At 38.5% G+C, this 18450-nt stretch carries 18 protein-coding genes; 2 read left to right on the top strand and 16 right to left on the bottom strand.

What is annotated here, in order from left to right; genetic code table 11:
• Window positions 1–36 precede the first annotated feature (36 nt).
• From polA to QM810_RS08555, 9 genes are all read right to left on the bottom strand, one after another.
• Window positions 37–2670, bottom strand: coding sequence for a DNA polymerase I (gene polA, locus QM810_RS08595; RefSeq protein WP_414254566.1), 2634 nt, complete (start codon window positions 2668–2670; stop codon window positions 37–39).
• Window positions 2671–2734: 64 nt separating this feature from the next.
• Window positions 2735–3856 (bottom strand): SH3 domain-containing protein, encoded by a 1122-nt coding sequence (locus tag QM810_RS08590; RefSeq protein ID WP_414254565.1) that lies wholly within the window; start codon window positions 3854–3856, stop codon window positions 2735–2737.
• Between the two features lie 94 nt (window positions 3857–3950).
• A complete protein-coding gene (locus QM810_RS08585) occupies window positions 3951–4217 on the bottom strand; it encodes a Veg family protein (protein WP_000128621.1) in 267 nt (88 codons plus the stop codon).
• Window positions 4214–5572, bottom strand: coding sequence for a replicative DNA helicase (gene dnaB / locus QM810_RS08580; protein ID WP_414254564.1), 1359 nt, complete (start codon window positions 5570–5572; stop codon window positions 4214–4216). The genes QM810_RS08585 and dnaB overlap by 4 nt, the downstream gene beginning before the upstream one ends.
• 42 nt (window positions 5573–5614) lie before the next feature.
• The gene (gene rplI, locus QM810_RS08575) at window positions 5615–6067 is read right to left on the bottom strand and encodes a 50S ribosomal protein L9 (protein WP_414254563.1); all 453 of its coding nucleotides are present in this window, start codon (window positions 6065–6067) and stop codon (window positions 5615–5617) included.
• Window positions 6064–7911, bottom strand: coding sequence for a DHH family phosphoesterase (locus QM810_RS08570; protein WP_414254562.1), 1848 nt, complete (start codon window positions 7909–7911; stop codon window positions 6064–6066). The genes rplI and QM810_RS08570 overlap by 4 nt, the downstream gene beginning before the upstream one ends.
• A gap of 278 nt (window positions 7912–8189) precedes the next feature.
• The gene (hpf, locus tag QM810_RS08565) at window positions 8190–8738 is read right to left on the bottom strand and encodes a ribosome hibernation-promoting factor, HPF/YfiA family (RefSeq protein ID WP_414254561.1); all 549 of its coding nucleotides are present in this window, start codon (window positions 8736–8738) and stop codon (window positions 8190–8192) included.
• 79 nt (window positions 8739–8817) lie between these two features.
• On the bottom strand, window positions 8818–9480 hold the full coding sequence (locus QM810_RS08560; RefSeq protein ID WP_414254560.1) for a ComF family protein: 663 nt from the start codon (window positions 9478–9480) through the stop codon (window positions 8818–8820).
• On the bottom strand, window positions 9477–10775 hold the full coding sequence (locus tag QM810_RS08555; RefSeq protein WP_414254559.1) for a DEAD/DEAH box helicase: 1299 nt from the start codon (window positions 10773–10775) through the stop codon (window positions 9477–9479). Before QM810_RS08555 ends, QM810_RS08560 begins: the two co-directional genes overlap by 4 nt.
• Window positions 10776–10830: 55 nt before the next feature.
• On the opposite strand from QM810_RS08555, the gene QM810_RS08550 reads away from it, so the two are divergent.
• Entirely contained in the window at window positions 10831–11466 is a 636-nt protein-coding gene (locus tag QM810_RS08550; protein WP_414254558.1) for a YigZ family protein, read from the top strand.
• 155 nt (window positions 11467–11621) lie between these two features.
• Window positions 11622–12548, top strand: coding sequence for a cysteine synthase A (gene cysK / locus QM810_RS08545; RefSeq protein WP_414254557.1), 927 nt, complete (start codon window positions 11622–11624; stop codon window positions 12546–12548).
• Between the two features lie 88 nt (window positions 12549–12636).
• On the opposite strand, the gene tsf is transcribed toward cysK, so the two are convergent.
• From tsf to QM810_RS08510, 7 genes are all read right to left on the bottom strand, one after another.
• Complete coding sequence (tsf, locus tag QM810_RS08540; protein WP_414254556.1) at window positions 12637–13677, bottom strand: translation elongation factor Ts; 1041 nt, start codon at window positions 13675–13677, stop codon at window positions 12637–12639.
• A 78-nt stretch (window positions 13678–13755) separates the two neighbouring features.
• Window positions 13756–14538, bottom strand: a complete 783-nt coding sequence (gene rpsB, locus QM810_RS08535; protein ID WP_414254555.1) for a 30S ribosomal protein S2 — start codon at window positions 14536–14538, stop codon at window positions 13756–13758.
• Between the two features lie 500 nt (window positions 14539–15038).
• Window positions 15039–16376 (bottom strand): ISLre2 family transposase, encoded by a 1338-nt coding sequence (locus QM810_RS08530; RefSeq protein WP_414254554.1) that lies wholly within the window; start codon window positions 16374–16376, stop codon window positions 15039–15041.
• 109 nt (window positions 16377–16485) lie between these two features.
• Window positions 16486–16815 carry a hypothetical protein gene (locus QM810_RS08525; protein ID WP_006152272.1) on the bottom strand — a complete coding sequence of 110 codons (330 nt, stop codon included), beginning with the start codon at window positions 16813–16815 and terminating at the stop codon, window positions 16486–16488.
• Between the two features lie 17 nt (window positions 16816–16832).
• Complete coding sequence (locus QM810_RS08520; RefSeq protein WP_006151485.1) at window positions 16833–17213, bottom strand: replication initiator protein A; 381 nt, start codon at window positions 17211–17213, stop codon at window positions 16833–16835.
• Window positions 17214–17239: 26 nt separating this feature from the next.
• Window positions 17240–17512, bottom strand: a complete 273-nt coding sequence (locus tag QM810_RS08515; RefSeq protein ID WP_006151642.1) for a hypothetical protein — start codon at window positions 17510–17512, stop codon at window positions 17240–17242.
• The gene (locus QM810_RS08510; protein ID WP_006151733.1) at window positions 17509–18327 is read right to left on the bottom strand and encodes a ParA family protein; all 819 of its coding nucleotides are present in this window, start codon (window positions 18325–18327) and stop codon (window positions 17509–17511) included. Before QM810_RS08510 ends, QM810_RS08515 begins: the two co-directional genes overlap by 4 nt.
• Window positions 18328–18450 lie beyond the last annotated feature (123 nt).

Raw genomic sequence — 18450 nt, 5'->3', positions numbered from 1 at the left:
TTCAAGGGGATTTCTTTTTGTTTGATAATCTATTTTCTACTTAGCTTCGTACCAAGTTACACCTTCATTTTCGTCAGCAATCAGTGGCACACTGAGTTGAATGGCTTCTTCCATGGTTTGTTTGACAAGTTTTTTAATAGCAGCTAATTCTGACTTAGGCACCTCAAGTACAATTTCATCGTGTACTTGTAACAGCATCTTAGTCTGATAACCACCTGCTACCAAGGCTTTATCTAACTGAATCATAGCGATTTTGAGAATATCTGCAGCCGAACCTTGGATAGGTGAGTTGATAGCTGTACGTTCCGCAAAACCACGAATGTTAAAGTTACGCGAATTGATATCTGGCAACTCACGACGACGTTTGAAGAGAGTCTCTACATAACCCTTATCACGCGCTTCACGCACCACTTCATCCATGTAGTTTTTAATACCTGGGAAGCGTTCAAAGTAGGTATCGATATAGGCCTTCGCCTCTTTACGGCTAATGCCGAGATTATTCGATAAACCAAAGTCTGAAATTCCGTAAACCACTCCAAAGTTGACAGCCTTGGCATTGCGACGGTCATTCGGAGTCACATCCTCAGGACGTTCAATCCCAAAGACACGCATGGCTGTCGAGGTATGAATATCCGCTCCTTCTTGGAAGGCCTTAATTAAGTGTTCATCCTTAGAGATATGCGCCAAAACGCGCAATTCAATCTGTGAGTAGTCCGAGCTGAGAAGGACACTATCCTCCCACTCTGGCACAAAAGCCTTACGAATGAGGCGACCTTGTTCCAATCGAACAGGGATATTTTGCAAGTTTGGATCCACACTAGACAGACGACCGGTCTGAGTCAAATCCTGTACATAGCGCGTGTGAATCTTGCCATCCGCTAAAATCCAGTCCTGTAGACCGATTACATAAGTGGATTGAATCTTAGCAATCTGACGGTAATCGAGAATTTTCTTGACAATTGGTGCAATTGGGGCTAGACGTTCCAAGACATCTACTGCTGTCGAGTAACCGGTCTTAGTTTTCTTGGTGTATTCGAGTGGGAGACCTAGCTTTTCAAAAAGCAATTCGCCAAGCTGTTTAGGCGAGTTGATATTAAATTCCTCACCAGCTAGTTCATAAATCTCTTGCGTCAGCTTTTCGATGACGAGCTCATTTTCAGCTTGCATCTCAAGCAAGGTTTCTTTTTTGACCTTGATCCCAGCGATTTCCATCTTAGCTAGAACAAGGGCCAGAGGTTGCTCCATCTCATAGAGGAGGTCTAATTGACCGTTTTCACTTAACTTGTCAAGTAAAACAGGTTCAGTTTCAAATAAAACAGCAACCTTACGAGCTAAGTGTTCCAAGAATTTCTCTCGCTCAGGGATAGCTTTCTTGACACCCTTGCCGTAGAAGGTCTCATCATCAGGTAAATATGTCTTACCGTATAGACTAGCAATGGTTGAAATTTCATTATTCTCTACTGTTGAGAGAAGATACTTAGCCAAGCGACTGTCAAAAGCAGGAGCCTGCAAGTCCAAACCAAAGCGATTTAAGAGAACTTTAGCTTTCTTAAAGTCATACACTTTCAGAGGTGTTTTTTCTAGAAAATCCTTAAGAATCGGATCCTGCAGAAGTTCCAGCTTATCTGTAGCATAGAGCTTGTCTCCACAAGACCAAGCAAAACCAACCAAATCATCTGTATGGTAGTTTTCACCAAAAAGTTCAAAGTGGAATATAGAGTCGGCACTCAGCATATCTTGACTCACTTTATCCACCATAGTGAAATTCAAAGTCTCAGCTTGGTTAGTCTGAGAAGCATTCAAGGCTTGCTTGAGCTGTTTAAAACCCATCTCATCGTAGAATTTACCTAAGCTTTCCACATTTGGCCCACTATAAACCAAATCATCCAGACCTATCTCGATTGGCGCTTTCGTGTCGATGGTCGCTAGTATTTTAGACAGAAAGGCTTGCTCCTTATCATTGATGAGATTTTCCTTCATCTTCGATGCCTTCATCTCATCAATATTTTCATAAATACCTTCAAGCGAGCCATATTCTAGCAAAAGCTTAATACCTGTCTTTTCACCAATCTTAGTTACGCCAGGGATATTATCCGACTTATCTCCCATGAGAGCCTTAAGATCGATAAATTGAGTTGGTGTGATGCCCATCTTTTCCATGAGATAATCCGGTGTAAATGCCTCAAACTCAGCTACACCTTTCTTGGAAATCTCAACCACCGTATGCTCATCCGTCAACTGAATTAAATCCTTGTCTCCACTGACGATAGTTACATCAAAAGACTCTTTCTCAGCCAAGCGGCCAAGAGTTCCAATGATATCATCTGCCTCATACTGAGCCAATTCATAGTGACGAATCCCAAGATGGTCTAGCAACTCACGAATGAAGGGAAATTGCTCACGAAACTCATCTGGAGTCTTAGCACGACCGCCCTTATAATCAGCATACATCTCTGTACGGAAAGTCGTTTTCCCCGCATCAAAAGCAACCAAAATATGACTCGGTTGGACACGCTCCAGTAGGTGATTTAGCATCAGATGAAATCCGTAGATTGCATTGGTATGTAGTCCATTGTCATTTTTAAAACGATCCAGTTGCTGGTAAAGTGCAAAAAATGCTCTGAAAGCAACTGAAGAACCATCAATCAATAATAATTTTTTCTTGTCCATACACCCATTATATAGGAAAGCAGGGAAAAATACCATTGCTAAGAGTTAGATTAAAGGAGAAGGCTTATTGGGATGTTTTTTCAACTCGCGCACCATTGCTATCAACTTGGAAACCATCGATAATCGTATCTACTGCCAATTCTCCAGATGCGTTCACGTAATAATATTTCCCTGAAACCTGGAACCACTGACTAGCCTTCATTGCACCTGAGCTTTCGAGATAATACCAAATGCCCTTATCCTTCAACCATCCTGTCTGCATTTCCCCAGATGATTTCAAGTAGTACCACTTAGAACCGTCTTTTAACCATCCTGTTCTCATGGCACCATTTGTTTGGAAATAATACCAACTTCCGTTTATCTTTTTCCATCCAAGTGCGACTTTGCCATGTTCATAGTAGTACCAGATTGTTCCCTGTTTTTCCCATCCATTCTTCGAGGTTCCCGTTTTAATTAAGGGGATATAACGTCTGTTCCCACTTCGTGAAATATAACTAATCCATCTATAGCCATCCTTTTCAAGAGTCTGATCATAATGAACACTCATTCCAGGTTCATAGTAATCGATAATAGTAGATGTCAATGATGGCTGATTCATAATAGCTGCTTTTTCTGTAAAGTAGTGAGTTCCACTAGAAGCTAGTACAGATTGATTATTTCCTACACTAGCATTCCCCACATCTTTAAAATGAATGAACCCAGTCATAGTACTTGCTTTAACCGTCCTACGATGATACGTTTCTGTATAATCGTAATTGTACTCCTCGATTTCAACCATATCTCCAATCACGTTAGAAACCCAAGCTACGTGACCATGAGTTCCCCTCGTGCTCCAAGCAATAGCCCCAATCGCTGGTCTCTGATCCACACGATAGCCTTCTTTTTGAGCTCGATAGCCCCATTCTTTCGCATGCCCATAAGCAGCTGGTAGTTCGAATCCATTTACACTACTTAATCGAAAAGCAGCAAAAGATGTACACTGTCTGGAGTATAGGCGCCATTTATCAATATTTTGACTTCCATTTTTATAATAATAAGGATAATCATCTCCACGTGCCAACGATCCATTGTTTGCCTGGTTGGCATGAACAGTTCCACCACCAAACAGAAAAGCTCCTGCTAACAATAGTGAAGCTGTACCCACAGTCGTTCTCTTAAGCAAAGTTCTCTTTTTACTAAATGCCATTCATTCTCCTTCGAATAGATAAATTTTTGAGGTTGACCTCATTTATATCATTCGAAAGAAAAAGAAAAAAGTGAGAAAACTCCCACTTTCAACCTTAATCCAAATAGTGAATCAAATTCTTTTCTGTTAAAATATCAGAATAGGTGAAGGATTCAACATAGACATTGGCTTGTTTATCTCCTTCAACATTTCCAAATTCAACGATAAAGAGTGATGGATAAACTTCGATAAGTTTTCCTAAGCGATTCTTTTGGCGTTTACGACCATTTTCTAAGGTCATTTCCACTACTTGTCCTTCATGCGCCTTGATTTCTTCTTTGATTTTTTTCATCTTGGCTACATCTGTAAATGCATCTGTCATCTTTGTTCCTCTCTCTTCGAAATACTTGAAAACTTGTTATACTCTTTTTGGAAAATCAATTCTACCGTTCCACGTGCCCCGCTACGGTTCTTCTCAATAATAACTTCTACTTTGTTATTCGGAAGACCTTCCTCTTCTTCGCCACCACGCTCATAATAGTCGTCACGATAAAGAAAGGCTACGATATCCGCATCTTGCTCGATAGATCCCGACTCACGAATATCTGATAGCACCGGTCTTTTATCTTGACGTTGTTCAACACTACGTGACAGCTGACTTAGCGCAATTACAGGAACCTTTAATTCTTTGGCCAGAATTTTCAACTGACGTGAAATCTCTGAAACCTCTTGTTGACGATTTTCACGACCAGTCCCTGTAATTAGCTGCAGGTAGTCAATCAAGATCAATCCAAGATTGCCTGTTTCCTGAGCCAATTTTCTGGCGCGTGATCGAATCTCTGTAATTCGGATTCCAGGTGTATCGTCAATATAGATGCTTGCTTTAGCAAGATTCCCTTGAGCAATCGTATATTTGCGCCATTCTTCTTCAGTCAGTTGTCCTGTACGGATAGAATGAGACTCTACTAGTCCTTCGGCAGCCAACATACGGTCGACCAAACTCTCTGCCCCCATCTCGAGAGAGAAAATTGCAACGGTCTTGTCAAGCTTGGTTCCAATATTTTGAGCAATATTCAAGGCAAAAGCAGTTTTACCAACCGCAGGTCGAGCAGCAAGAATAATCAATTCCTCCTCGTGCAAACCAGTTGTCATATGATCCAAATCTTGATAACCAGTTGCAATCCCTGTAATATCCGACGTTTGTTGCGATCGAACTTCCAGGTTTCCAAAGTTAAGATTTAGAATGTCTCGAATATTTCTAAAACCACTACGATTTGCATTTTCACTGACATCTATCAAGCCTTTTTCTGCTTGAGCAATAATTTCATCTGCAGGGCTAGAGGCTTCATAAGCTTGGTTTACAGACTCCGTCAACTTAGCAATCAGACGACGAAGAGTGGCTTTCTCTGCTACAATTTTTGCATAGTATTCAGCGTTTGCAGAGGTTGGTACAGAGTTGATAATCTCAACAAGGTAGGACAAACCACCAATATTTTGCAAATCACCTTGATTATCTAAGATCGTGCGAACAGTCGTTGCATCAATGGCTTCGCCACGATCTGACAAGTCAACCATAGCCTGAAAAATCAAACGGTGAGCATACTTAAAGAAGTCTCGAGAGTCTATATATTCTCGAACAAACACGAGTTTACTCTCATCGATAAATATAGCTCCCAATACAGATTGTTCTGCCAAGATATCCTGGGGCTGAACTCGTAGTTCCTCTACTTCTGCCATCAGATTTCCCTTCCTTTTACAAAATCATTACTCAAATCTAGCTTAGCCTTCTGTTACACGAAGATTGATGACGCTAGTTACATCTTGATAAATTTTTACTGGAACATCAATCAAGCCAACTGCTCGAATTGGAGATTGAACTTGAATATGACGTTTATCAATTTTAATTCCAAATTGTTTTTGGAGCTCTTCCGCAATTTTCTTGCTAGTAATTGAACCAAAAGTTCTTCCATCTGGACCAACTTTTTCAACAAACTCAACAATTGTTTCTTCAGCTTCAAGCTTCGCCTTGATTTCTTGTGCTTCTGCGAGAAGTTGAGCATGTGCTTTTTCTTCCGATTTTTGCTTGCCACGCAACTCACCAATTGCTTGAGAAGTCGCTTCTTTAGCAAGGTTTTTCTTAATCAAAAAGTTTTGCGCATAACCTGTTGGCACTTCCTTGATTTCGCCTTTTTTTCCTTTGCCTTTTACATCTGCTAAAAAGATTACTTTCATTCTTCTGTCTCCTTTTCTCTAATTTCATTAGAAATAACGGTTTTTAGTTTATCACCTGCTTCTTGCAGAGTCATATCTGTCAGTCGGGCAGCTGCCAGGTTGAAGTGGCCTCCACCTCCCAATTCTTCCATAATCCGTTGCACATTGATCTTACTTCGACTTCGTGCAGAGATGGAAATATCCCCTTGGCTGTTTTTTGCAATGACAAAGCTAGCCTCAATACCTGACATGGCTAACATAGTATCAGCTGCTTTACTAATCACTACCGTATCATACTCCTTAGTATCCTTGGCTTGAGCGACAAGAATTGAAGGTTGTACGGCCTGTCCTTGTAAGATTAGCTCATTAACCAATCGATACTCTTCGAAATCAGTAGCTGCAAGTTCCTGGATAACAATACTATCACTTCCACGTGTTCTTAGATAACTTGCCACGTCAAAGGTTCGGCTAGTAACACGAGAGATGAAATTCTTAGTATCTAGCATCATACCGCCCATGAGAACACTAGCTTGAATACGACTTAAGCGTGCTTTCTTAGAGTTTTGGAATTGAATCAACTCTGTTACAAGCTCGCTCGCGCTACTTGCTCCACTCTCGATATAGGTGATAACAGCATTTTCCGGGAAATCCTGATCTCGTCTATGGTGGTCTATAACAATCGTTTGCGTGAATAAATCATAAAACTCTTTTGACAAGGTTAAAGCTGTCTTAGAGTGGTCCACCATCACTAGCAAGGAACGATTAGCGACCATTTCCATAGCTTGAGTTAGAGGGATGAGTTTTGTTACTCCCTCATTCTCTAAAAATTGAATGGCACGATGGATGTCCGGAGACATATGTTCTGCATCATAAACCACATAACTTTCATCCAAGACGTTACTAGAGAACAATTGCATACCAACAGCAGAGCCTAAAGCATCCATGTCTAAGTTTTTATGACCAACTACGAATACATGGTCGACACTTCTCAACTTTTCAGAGATTGCCGTCATCATCGCTCTAGTACGTGTTCTTGTTCGCTTAATAGAAGCTGCAGAACCACCACCAAAATAAATTGGATTTTTCGTTTCGTCATTCTCTTTTACGACAACTTGGTCCCCACCTCGAACTTCTGCAAGGTTGAGATTTGATAAAGCAACTTTACCAATGCTCTCATGGTCTCCATCACCGTATGATATACCTATACTCATAGTTAACGGCAACTCTCTCTTTTTAGCTTCTTCACGGAAGGTATCAATTACAGAAAATTTATCCTGCATCAATTGCTCCAATACCGTATAGTCGGTAAACAAGTAAAAACGATCCATGGTCACTCTGCGAGAGAACATCTTATGTTTTCCAGTAAACTCTGCGACATAATTCGCAACAAAACTATTAATATGGCTGATGTCTGATTCAGATGTTTCATTCTCTAAATCATCATAGTTATCTACCGAAATAACACCGATAACAGGGCGACTCGTAACCAACTCTACAGTGGCTTCGTACTCTCCAGAAACATCAAAAAAGTAGAGCACACCAGAATTTCTATCTAGGTGCACAGCGTAACGTTTTTCTCCCACATTGGCATAAATACCCGGCGAAGAGATGGATGTTTTTATAATTTCTTGAACTTGAGGAAGGTCGATTTCTCCATCCTCCGTTGTCAGCATTAACTCTGCATAGGGATTGAACCACTCAATCTCACTACTTTCCATGTTTAGTTTGACAACTCCAACCGGCATCTGTTCTAAGAGTGAACTTAAACTATCTTCCGCCTGATGGTTTACGTACTGGATTTGTTCAATTTCTGTTTTTTGATAAGATTTCTTCTGAAAATAAAATAGCAGAAGAAATGCCACCATTAAGAAAAATAAGCATGCTATTGTGACTAGGTTATTTTGAAGAAAAATAACCAATACAGTCATGATTATAAAGTCAATCCCAACAAATAAGTATATAAAAAAGGGATTCATTTCATTTTTTTTCATTACAAACCTCTTGCGCAATATTATACCATATTTGCACTGAAAAAGCGACCTTTAAAGAAGGAATAGCACTTGTGCTCAAATGTAGTAATCATGAATACAAAAGGTGGTTTACACTAGTGTAAACCACCTTTTTAATCTAAGCATATTAAGTATTATGATTCTTTCACTTCAAGAAGACCAATATCTCCATCTTCGCGTCGATAAATGACATTTGTTGTTTCATCTTCAACATCGATATAGATGAAGAAATCATGTCCCAATAAGTCCATCTGAAGAAGTGCTTCTTCAAGGTCCATTGGTTTTAAATCAATTTGTTTTGAACGAACAACTTTAGGTTGAGCCCCATCTGTCTCTTCAACCAAAGCATCTGTAAATAATTGGCTAGTAGAAACTTTATTTCTGTTCTTACGTTCAATTTTAGTTTTGTTTTTACGGATTTGACGTTCAATCTTATCTGTCACCAAATCAATAGATCCATACATATCTTGAGAAACATCTTCTGCACGAAGAGTAATAGATCCAAGTGGAATTGTTACTTCTACCTTAGCAGTCTTTTCACGATACACTTTCAAATTTACACGTGCATCTAGTTCTTGATCTGCTTGGAAGTATTTTTCGATCTTTTCGAGTTTAGAAACTACATAATCACGAATTGCTTCTGTTACTTCTAGGTTTTCACCACGGATACTATATTTAATCATATAAGTACCTTCTTTCTAAACATATTTGTTTTTCTATATTTATTATAACGCTTTCAAAAAATTATTGCAATCTTTTTCCTCATCTTACGAGGGAAAATGTTCTAACCTCTTCTGCTCCTGCATTCTCTAGCATACTCTTGACACGATTAACAGTCGCACCTGTCGTATAAATATCATCAATCAATAGAATCTTCTTTGGAATCCTGCTGTCTTCTTTAATAAAAAACGGAAGTTCCGTGGCCAAACGCTCTGAACGATTTTTAGAAGAACTTGCTTTTTCTTCTCTTTTCCCTAATACATCCAGATGGGAAAGTCCTGCCGCTTCTATTAGGCCTGCAACCTGATTAAAACCTCTTTTTGCATACCTCTCAGGGCTTAACGGTATTAAAATAAAATGATAATCCTTGTATTTTTTTATATTCTCTTTTAAAATCATTGCAAAAACTTTTCGGAGAATATAATCGCCATCAAATTTGTAACGATTAAAGAAGTCTTTCATTGCTTGATTATAAGTAAAAATCGCTTCATGACTTACTTCAAACCCTTCTTTACACCAAAGTTGACAATCTTGACACGATGTTGACACTCCTTTTTTATAACAATTTGGGCAATGTTCTTCCCCAATAATTTCAAAACTTGAGTAACAAGCTAAACAAAGTGAGCCCTCCTCCTTTTTCAAAAAAAGAAGCTCTCCAAAGGTTAGATTTTTCTTCAAATGTTGTCCACAAAGTAAACAAATCATAAGCCTGCCTCCTTGTTCATCAGCTTGATTTCCTTTATAGCATTCTTAATCGAACGGTTTAAGCCATTATGAAAGAAAATTAAATCTCCTGTTGGTCTATCCATGCTACGACCTACACGTCCTCCAATTTGAATGAGGCTTGATTTTGTAAAAAGACGATGGTTTGCTTCTACGACACAGACATCAACACAAGGGAAGGTAACTCCGCGCTCCAATATTGTTGTGCTTATTAATATGGTCAATTCCCTGTCCCTAAAAGCTTGAACTTGCTCTAATCTATCTTCAGTAACTGAGGATACGAAACCAATTTTCTCATTCGGAAACTCTAGCTGCAAGATTTCCTTCAACTTCTCTCCCTTTGTAATTTCTGATGCAAATATTAGTAAGGGATAGCCAGTCCTTCTCTGGTTTTCAACATATCTTTTTAACTTTAGTGGTAGGCGAAACTTATCCAAACATTTATCCAGATCAGATAGCCAGACGGGTTTTGGAATAATTAAAGGATTCCCATGGAACCGCCTTGGTAGGCTTAGTCGTTTTAGTTCCCCTAGTCGAACCTTCTTATCCAACTCGTCCGTAGAAGTAGCGGTGAGGAAAATTCTTAGTCCATCATCCTTTACACAATTCTTTACAGCTTTGTAAAGCATCCTGTTATCAACATATGGAAAAGCATCTACTTCATCTACTATTAGCAAATCAAAAGCATGATAAAACTTTAATAATTGATGAGTCGTCGCAACAACCAGAGGGGTTCGAAAATATGGTTTGGACTCTCCATGCAGCAAGGCTATCTCACAGGTAAAATCATTCTGCAATCGCTTATACAATTCCAAACAAACATCTATTCGGGGACTGGCTAGACAAACTGCGCCACCTTCATTAATAACTTTCGCAACAACTTGATAAATCATCTCTGTCTTCCCAGCGCCGGTCACTGCATGAACTAAAGTTGGCTGCTGACTTTCTACCGCTTGAAGCAATCCCTTTGATACTTTCTCTTGAAATGGAGTCAATTGTCCCTGCCATTTAAGAACCTCTTGTTTTGGAAATTTTTCCTGAGGGAAATAATATAAGGCCTGATCACTCCTAACTCGCTTCATCAACAGACATTCTCGACAGTAATAGGTATCAAGAGGCAAAGACCATTCATCTTGAATCATACTATCACATCGTTGACAGAAGAGTTTCCCCTTTTCTTTTCTCATGCTTGGTAGCTTCTCCGCTAGTTGTTGTTCTTCTGAGCTTAATTCTTGTTCTGTAAAAAGGCGGCCAAGATAATTCGGATTTATTTTCATACTTCTTTATTCGTAAAATCTAGAACTTTATCCTATTTTTTAGTACAATAAAAATATGGAATGTAGAACGATAAAAGAGGACGGACAAGTCCAAGAAGAAATCAAAAAATCTCGCTTTATTTGCCATGCAAAGCGTGTCTATAGCGAGGAAGAAGCCCGTGCTTTCATTACTGCTATAAAAAAAGAGCACTATAAAGCGACCCATAACTGCTCTGCTTTTATTATCGGTGAGCGGAGTGAAATTAAGCGAACTAGTGATGATGGAGAGCCAAGTGGTACCGCTGGTGTGCCAATGCTAGGAGTTTTGGAAAATCACAATTTAACCAATGTCTGTGTAGTTGTTACCCGTTATTTCGGTGGTATTAAGCTAGGTGCTGGGGGACTCATTCGCGCTTATGCAGGTAGTGTTGCTCTTGCTGTCAAAGAAATTGGAATTGTCGAAATTAAAGAACAAGCAGGAATTCAAATTCAAATGAGCTATGCTCAATATCAAGAATATGGAAATTTTCTTAAAGAACATAATCTTATGGAACTCGAAACCAACTTTACAGATCAAGTTGACACAATTATCTTTGTCGATAAAGAAGATAAAGAGGATACCAAAGCTGCCCTCATAGAATTTTTTAATGGGAAAGTTATCCTAACAGATCAAGGTTTACGAGAAGTTGAAGTTCCTGTAAACCTTGTGTAAATTATTTTTTATATCCCCCCTTAATTTTTAGATTTACACTGACTATTTTTTTTGATTGTTATAAAAAAATCCTATCGCCTCGATAGGATTTCTATATTTTACAAAAGTCAAAGTTAGCGTTATACTAGAAGCATCTTATATAAAGAGGTGCTAACATGGCTATTTATAACAATATCACCGAACTTATCGGGAAAACACCGATTGTTAAATTGAACAACATCGTACCTGAGGGTGCAGCAGATGTTTATGTAAAATTAGAAGCTTTTAACCCAGGGTCATCCGTTAAAGACCGCATTGCTCTTAGTATGATTGAAAAAGCAGAGCAAGAAGGCAAACTTAAACCTGGTTCTACTATTGTGGAAGCAACAAGTGGGAACACTGGTATCGGTCTTTCATGGGTTGGTGCTGCTAAAGGTTACAAAGTTGTCATCGTTATGCCTGAAACAATGAGTGTTGAACGCCGTAAAATCATCCAAGCTTATGGTGCTGAACTAGTCCTCACTCCAGGTAGCGAAGGAATGAAAGGTGCGATTGCAAAAGCACAGGAAATTGCTGCTGAGCGTGATGGTTTCCTACCATTACAGTTTAATAACCAAGCTAACCCAGAAGTTCACGAAAGAACAACAGGAGCTGAGATTCTAGCTGATTTCGGAGCTGACGGTTTAGATGCCTTTGTTGCTGGTGTTGGTACTGGAGGAACTATTTCAGGTGTTTCTCATGCTCTTAAAGCTGCTAATTCAAACATTCAAGTTTTTGCAGTTGAGGCAGACGAATCAGCTATCTTATCTGGTGAAAAACCTGGACCTCATAAAATTCAAGGTATCTCTGCTGGATTCATCCCAGAAACACTTGACACAAAAGCTTACGATGGTATCGTTCGCGTAACATCAGACAATGCTCTTGCACTTGGTCGTGAAATCGGTGGAAAAGAAGGTTTCTTAGTAGGTATTTCTTCTGCTGCAGCTATCTATGCAGCAATTGAAGTCGCTAAAAAACTTGGAGCAGGTAAAAAAGTCCTTGCGCTTGCACCAGATAACGGAGAACGTTACCTATCTACAGCACTCTATGAGTTTGAAGTCTAGTCTCCTAAATACACAAAGCCCTTGTTAAAGGGGCTTTTTAATTTTTTCTAAAAGAAAAAGGAAGCAAATCTGCTTCCTCTTTTTATTATTAGTTATTCAAGGCTGCTGCCATTGTAGCTGCAACTTCAGCTTCAAAGTCATTTGCAGCTTTCTCGATACCTTCACCAACTTCAAAGCGAGCGAACTCAACTACTGAAGCGTTAACTGATTCAAGGTATGCTTCAACTGTCTTGCTGTCATCCATGATGTAGACTTGTGCAAGAAGTGTGTATGCTTGGTCAACTTTAGTGTTGTCAAGCATGAAGCGATCCATTTTACCTGGAATGATTTTATCCCAGATTTTTTCTGGTTTACCTTCTGCAGCCAACTCTTCTTTAATGTCAGCTTCAGCTTGAGCAATCACTTCATCAGTCAATTGTGCTTTTGATCCATACTTCAAGTGTGGAAGAGCTGGTTTGTTAACCATTGCACGACTTTCGTTATCTTGGTCGATTACGTGGTTCAATTGTGCCAACTCATCTTTAACAAATTGCTCATCCAATTCTTTGTATGAAAGAACTGTTGGTTTCATCGCAGCGATGTGCATTGAGATTTGTTTAGCAAGTGCTTCGTCTCCACCTTCGATTACAGAGATAACACCGATACGTCCACCATTGTGTTGGTATGCTCCAAAGTGTTGTGCATCTGTTTTTTCAAGCAAAGCAAAACGACGGAATGAGATTTTTTCACCGATTGTAGCTGTTGCAGATACATATGCAGCTTCAAGAGTTTCACCTGAAGGCATTGTCAAAGCAAGTGCTTCTTCGTTATTAGCTGGTTTACCTTCAGCGATTACTTTAGCTGTAGCATTTACCAACTCAACGAATTGAGCGTTTTTCGCAACGAAGTCAGTTTCAGCATTTACTTCAACTACTGCTGCAACGTTACCGTTAACAAATACACCTGTCAAACCTTCTGCAGCAACACGGTCAGCTTTTTTAGCTGCCTTAGCCATACCTTTTTCGCGAAGCAATTCAATCGCTTTTTCGATATCACCTTCAACTTCAACCAATGCTTTCTTAGCGTCCATGACACCAGCACCAGATTTTTCACGCAACTCTTTAACAAGTTTAGCTGTAATTTCTGCCATTTTGATTCTCCTATATTTTTTAAAAATAGGAGAGCCGGGCTAAGCCCCGCCCTCCTAGGTAATTACTATTTATACGAATTAAGCGTTGTCGCCTTCAACAACTTCAACGATTTCTTCGATTGAGTCTGCTTGAGCTTCTGAAGCTGCAAATTCTGCTTCAACTTCTGCTACAGCATCTTCACCTTGGCGACCTTCGATGATGGCGTCTGCCAATTTAGCTGTGATCAACTTAACTGCGCGGATAGCGTCATCGTTAGCTGGGATGATTACATCGATATCATCTGGATCAGTGTTTGTGTCAACCATCGCTACAACTGGGATACCCAATTTTTTAGCTTCTTTAACAGCGATTTGCTCTTTATGTGGGTCAACTACGTACATTACATCTGGGATGCGAGGCATGTCTTCGATACCACCCAAGAATTTTTCAAGACGTGCACGTTGTTTGTTAAGAAGTGCAACTTCTTTCTTAGGAAGAACATCGAAGATTCCTTCTTCTTCCATACGTTTGATTTCTTTCAAACGAGCGATACGTTTTTGGATTGTTCCCCAGTTAGTAAGAGTTCCACCCAACCAACGGTGGTTGATGAAGTATTGACCTGAACGTTCTGCTTCTTCTTTAACAGCGTCAGCAGCTTGTTTTTTAGTACCAACGAACAATACAACTGCATCGTTAGCTGCAGCATCACGCATGAAGTCGTATGCTTGGTCAGCGTATTTTACAGTTTGTTGCAAGTCGATAACGTGGATTCCGTTACGTTCAGTGAAGATGTACTTAGCCATCTTAGGGTTCCAGCGACGAGTTTGGTGACCAAAGTGTACACCAGCCTCAAGAAGTTGTTTCATTGAAATTACTGCCATGAGTATTTCTCCTTTTTTGTTTTTTCCTCTTCTCGATTTCAGCTTGCAAAACAACCCAAAGGCAACAGTTTCACAATTCATCAAGAATGAGTATTATCGTTCACACGACAAGTTTCATTTTATCATAATTAGAGCTTTATTTCAAGTAATTTTGTTATTTTGTATGCGGTAGATTTTTTTAGAACGCCTAAATTCATACAATTTTTAGGAGAACATCACCGAGTTTTAAAAAAAGACTGAACAAATTTCTTGCTCAGTCTTGACATTGATACACTTATCAGGTATCATTAATTAAAGACTGAGTAAGAAGGTCGGTTTCTTACTCGGTAAGGCGAGAAGTGTTAGCGCACTTTTCGTCTTTTTTTATTCGATTAATTTAAGTAGATTATAACACATTTTTACATACCGCGCAAGCATTTTATGTTTGATTGTAGCACAAAAAGACCTTTTTTTGCAAAGGTTATTGTTATATAACTTTTTATACACTTTATTATGTACTTCTATTGTTTTCGGAAGTAGGATAACCTTTTACTATCAGGGTAACATTGATATCTAGATGTGTTTTCTTTATCAGTTTTACTCATTCTCTTTTTAATGGTATAAGCAGAAACTTCCTCTAAAGAAATAAATTTTTCATAATCCTCTCTCCAGTTGCCAAAGAATAGTTCCCTCAAGGAATCCTCATAATTCAAAACAATTATCCGACTCATCGTTTCAGCTCCAGCAAGAGTCCAATACATTCCTCTTTTTTTCATTCTATAAGTGACCTTACGATGCTGACTCTCCATTATACCGATTCCTGCATGACTGAATCCTCTCTGTTCGGCTGGTTTAGTATATTGGAAATTTCTCAATATTTTACTCTTGAACTTCTCAAACAACTCTTGTTCTTCTTCTGTATCGATATAACTTTCGGTCGTATCTAGGACAGTTCTCATTAACTGCTTATCATGTTTCTTAATCGCCTGGAAAGCTCTCTCTAATAGATCTTCAGAGTAAAATTTTAAATAATTCTTCAACTCCTTATTTACATGATACTCATCCCAGAAATGTTCGTGGCGTTTAATTCGCAAAACCTTCGCAATCTCTTTGAAAACATAGGGTGTATATCCATGACCTCCATCAGAGTTCGTAATTAATAAAGTCTGATTCGTAATTTCGTAATTATTGAACAGATAATCGATCACCTGCTCCCTCACTAAGCGGTTATCAAGGCCAATAAATTCCTTTTTGTCCTGGAGTTCAAATCGATTGCTGCCAACTTTATGGCTTCCCGTATGGACTACAAAATGGGATAAATCATAATGTTTATTATCCTTCTGTGTGTCTCGTGCTTTGACCATCACACCGTCACCCTCAATATAAATAACCTGGGCTTTTCTTTTGCGAACTTCTTTATTCTCTTCATAATATCGATAGCCTTCTCTTTCCTCCAATAACTTCTCACAGATTTTTACAGCTTTTACTACAATTGGCTTTGTGATAGAGATGTGATAAGTCAATTGGATCACCTGAGTTACTTTATCATATGGCATCAAAGTAGATAATTTGGCCACCTGGTACATAAATTCCCATGAGAAGCGGACGTTCTTTTGAAGCCCTAACTTTTCATCTACTGGAATGACCCAATGATCTCCCTTTTTCCAACGTCTTCTTCTGAAAGTAAACTCACCAAATGTAAAAGCGACGGTTCGCTCCATTGAATGAATACAGGTATAGCCCTTTGCTTTCATGACTGGAATCATCTCCTCATCATACCTAGAAACAAAGTTATAAAATTCTTTTGCATTTTGAAACAGCAATTGATTTTTTAATTCTCTCTCATCAAAGAAAGCCATTCAGAATCCTCCCTTATTAAAATTACGCTTATTTTAATAAATTTTGACCTGAATGTTCAAATAATCCTTTGTTCTGACAAAAAAAGAGCCTATCTTTTCAGATAAACTCTTACTTGTCATACCAGGGTTTCTCTTTCTTACTCAAATAGGATTTGCTCATTTCAATAGTAGCTATCCCCATAGGAATCAAAATAATACTCCATAAAACCGTCACAATTCCATCTGCAATAAAGGAAAAACCACCTGTAAAGTGAAGTCCCAAATACAGTAATAATACAACTGGAAGGAAAGCTGGAGCGAATTTCAAAACGGCCAAACCTAAAACAATTATAAACACCGTACTAAGTCCAAATGTTTTATAGAACACATAGATTGCTATAGCTCCGATAAAAATAAAGAACAGCTGAACAAGTCTTTTAATATCAATGAAAATCATCATAGATTCCTCCTACTTCATCAGTAATATTTTAAAATCTCATCTGTTAGGTAAATTCTATTGGGTAGATTGGATCCTTGGCGGACTTCTTCAATTAAACCATGATTCTTTAGCTTCTTTTTCAAAGAAATCACTTTACTTTTACCTGATTGAAGAGCCTCCATTAGCTCCTCTATAGGGTAACATACAAAAGTATTTCCATTTTCATCATATCCTTTTAATTCGAAGTCAACTGCAGCTCTTAAACGATTTAACAAAAGCATGTAGAGAAAAATTCCACTACTCTTCAAATCATTGAACTGTGGGTTGTCTACTATTGGACGAGGGATGACAATTTGTCCTGAATCTATTGCTGCTGAAGAAAATTCAGGAATATCTGATAGATTTGATAAGTATTTCATTGCTGCATTTCCTTTCTTATGGAACGCTATTTTTTCTTTCGCTCCATCTTTTCCCATTCTCTTATAATCAGATTCTCGAGATAAGATGAAGCTGATTTTTCACCGTGATACTCTACTAAAGCATCTAGCATATCGTATCGGACATTATGATGTAAAGAGAATGGATATCTTTGCTTTTTGTTATAGCTTTCAGGAGACTTTCTAGCCTCCTGATTTTGTTTCCTCGACAAAGGAGGCTTTTCTCTCTTTGGTGTACTTTGGAATGTTTGTTTTACTTGTGCGAATCGATTCTCTGTCATGCTACCTCTCCTTCTAACACACTCAAAATATTTTCATATACGTAGTTTATATTATCATAAAACTTCTGATGTGTCTCTTGTTGGTTAGCTGTCATCTCTTCATGCTGCTTAAAGACACTCTGACCAATCACAAGGCTCTTGGCCATGAGCTCTTTCTCCTGGATAGATCCCAAGTAAGCCTGATCTTCTTCAACAACTTCTAAAAATTGTTTACAGGTGTCTGTTACATTGTTTCCAACGTACTTAATCTTATTCCCAATAAGATAAGGTTCTGCTTTAACATAGCTTTTCTTAGTAATAACTTCGATAGCCTCGCTCTTAATGAAGTCTACAAAATTTTTCAAAGATAACCAGGCACGAAAACCATTAAGAGAGGCATCAGAAACAGCCAAGACAATATCTGATACAGCTATAAAATTTGCTGTAACTAAACTCTCATCATTGTGCGTATCAATTAGAATGACATCAAATTGCGCTTCTAACTCTTCGTAATGTTCGCTAAACCACATAAACAACTGGAGATACTTGTTGTTTCGACTAGCAAGATCTAACTGCTCATCTGTCAAACGCTCATCACCACAAATCAAACTGAGATTTTCCGATATTGGAACAATTTCATACTCTCCAGTTGTAAATATATCATAGACAGTTTTCTCACATTTTACATCAAATGTTCTTGTTAAATTACATTCCCAAGCGCCATCAATGAGTAGTGTTCTAAGTCCCTTAACACGTGCCAACCAATCTCCTTCATTAAAGGTATCTGTAGTCTTCCCACCGCCACCTTTTCCTAAGTTTGTAGTCTGAATCTTCATGATTCCCTCCTTGGATAATTGTATATTTTGTTATATAACTTTTTATATACTTAATTATATCTAAAACAACTTTGTTTGTCAATATAAAAGCACAAAAAGTTATATAACTTTTTGTGCAACTTA

Origin of the sequence: Streptococcus infantis, from assembly GCF_047464155.1 — a bacterium.
GTDB lineage: Bacteria > Bacillota > Bacilli > Lactobacillales > Streptococcaceae > Streptococcus > Streptococcus infantis_U.
Note: the sequence above shows the minus strand (reverse complement) of the source record. Positions and strands in the feature narration are given on the sequence as shown.

Excerpts from the sequence above, each read along its gene's own strand:
- polA (WP_414254566.1), bottom strand. The coding sequence starts at position 2,670 with ATGGACAAGAAAAAATTATTATTGATTGATGGTTCTTCAGTTGCTTTC.
- QM810_RS08590 (WP_414254565.1), bottom strand. The coding sequence starts at position 3,856 with ATGGCATTTAGTAAAAAGAGAACTTTGCTTAAGAGAACGACTGTGGGT.
- QM810_RS08585 (WP_000128621.1), bottom strand. The coding sequence starts at position 4,217 with ATGACAGATGCATTTACAGATGTAGCCAAGATGAAAAAAATCAAAGAA.
- dnaB (WP_414254564.1), bottom strand. The coding sequence starts at position 5,572 with ATGGCAGAAGTAGAGGAACTACGAGTTCAGCCCCAGGATATCTTGGCA.
- rplI (WP_414254563.1), bottom strand. The coding sequence starts at position 6,067 with ATGAAAGTAATCTTTTTAGCAGATGTAAAAGGCAAAGGAAAAAAAGGC.
- QM810_RS08570 (WP_414254562.1), bottom strand. The coding sequence starts at position 7,911 with ATGGTGGCATTTCTTCTGCTATTTTATTTTCAGAAGAAATCTTATCAA.
- hpf (WP_414254561.1), bottom strand. The coding sequence starts at position 8,738 with ATGATTAAATATAGTATCCGTGGTGAAAACCTAGAAGTAACAGAAGCA.
- QM810_RS08560 (WP_414254560.1), bottom strand. The coding sequence starts at position 9,480 with ATGATTTGTTTACTTTGTGGACAACATTTGAAGAAAAATCTAACCTTT.
- QM810_RS08555 (WP_414254559.1), bottom strand. The coding sequence starts at position 10,775 with ATGAAAATAAATCCGAATTATCTTGGCCGCCTTTTTACAGAACAAGAA.
- QM810_RS08550 (WP_414254558.1), top strand. The coding sequence starts at position 10,831 with ATGGAATGTAGAACGATAAAAGAGGACGGACAAGTCCAAGAAGAAATC.
- cysK (WP_414254557.1), top strand. The coding sequence starts at position 11,622 with ATGGCTATTTATAACAATATCACCGAACTTATCGGGAAAACACCGATT.
- tsf (WP_414254556.1), bottom strand. The coding sequence starts at position 13,677 with ATGGCAGAAATTACAGCTAAACTTGTTAAAGAGTTGCGTGAAAAATCT.
- rpsB (WP_414254555.1), bottom strand. The coding sequence starts at position 14,538 with ATGGCAGTAATTTCAATGAAACAACTTCTTGAGGCTGGTGTACACTTT.
- QM810_RS08530 (WP_414254554.1), bottom strand. The coding sequence starts at position 16,376 with ATGGCTTTCTTTGATGAGAGAGAATTAAAAAATCAATTGCTGTTTCAA.
- QM810_RS08525 (WP_006152272.1), bottom strand. The coding sequence starts at position 16,815 with ATGATGATTTTCATTGATATTAAAAGACTTGTTCAGCTGTTCTTTATT.
- QM810_RS08520 (WP_006151485.1), bottom strand. The coding sequence starts at position 17,213 with ATGAAATACTTATCAAATCTATCAGATATTCCTGAATTTTCTTCAGCA.
- QM810_RS08515 (WP_006151642.1), bottom strand. The coding sequence starts at position 17,512 with ATGACAGAGAATCGATTCGCACAAGTAAAACAAACATTCCAAAGTACA.
- QM810_RS08510 (WP_006151733.1), bottom strand. The coding sequence starts at position 18,327 with ATGAAGATTCAGACTACAAACTTAGGAAAAGGTGGCGGTGGGAAGACT.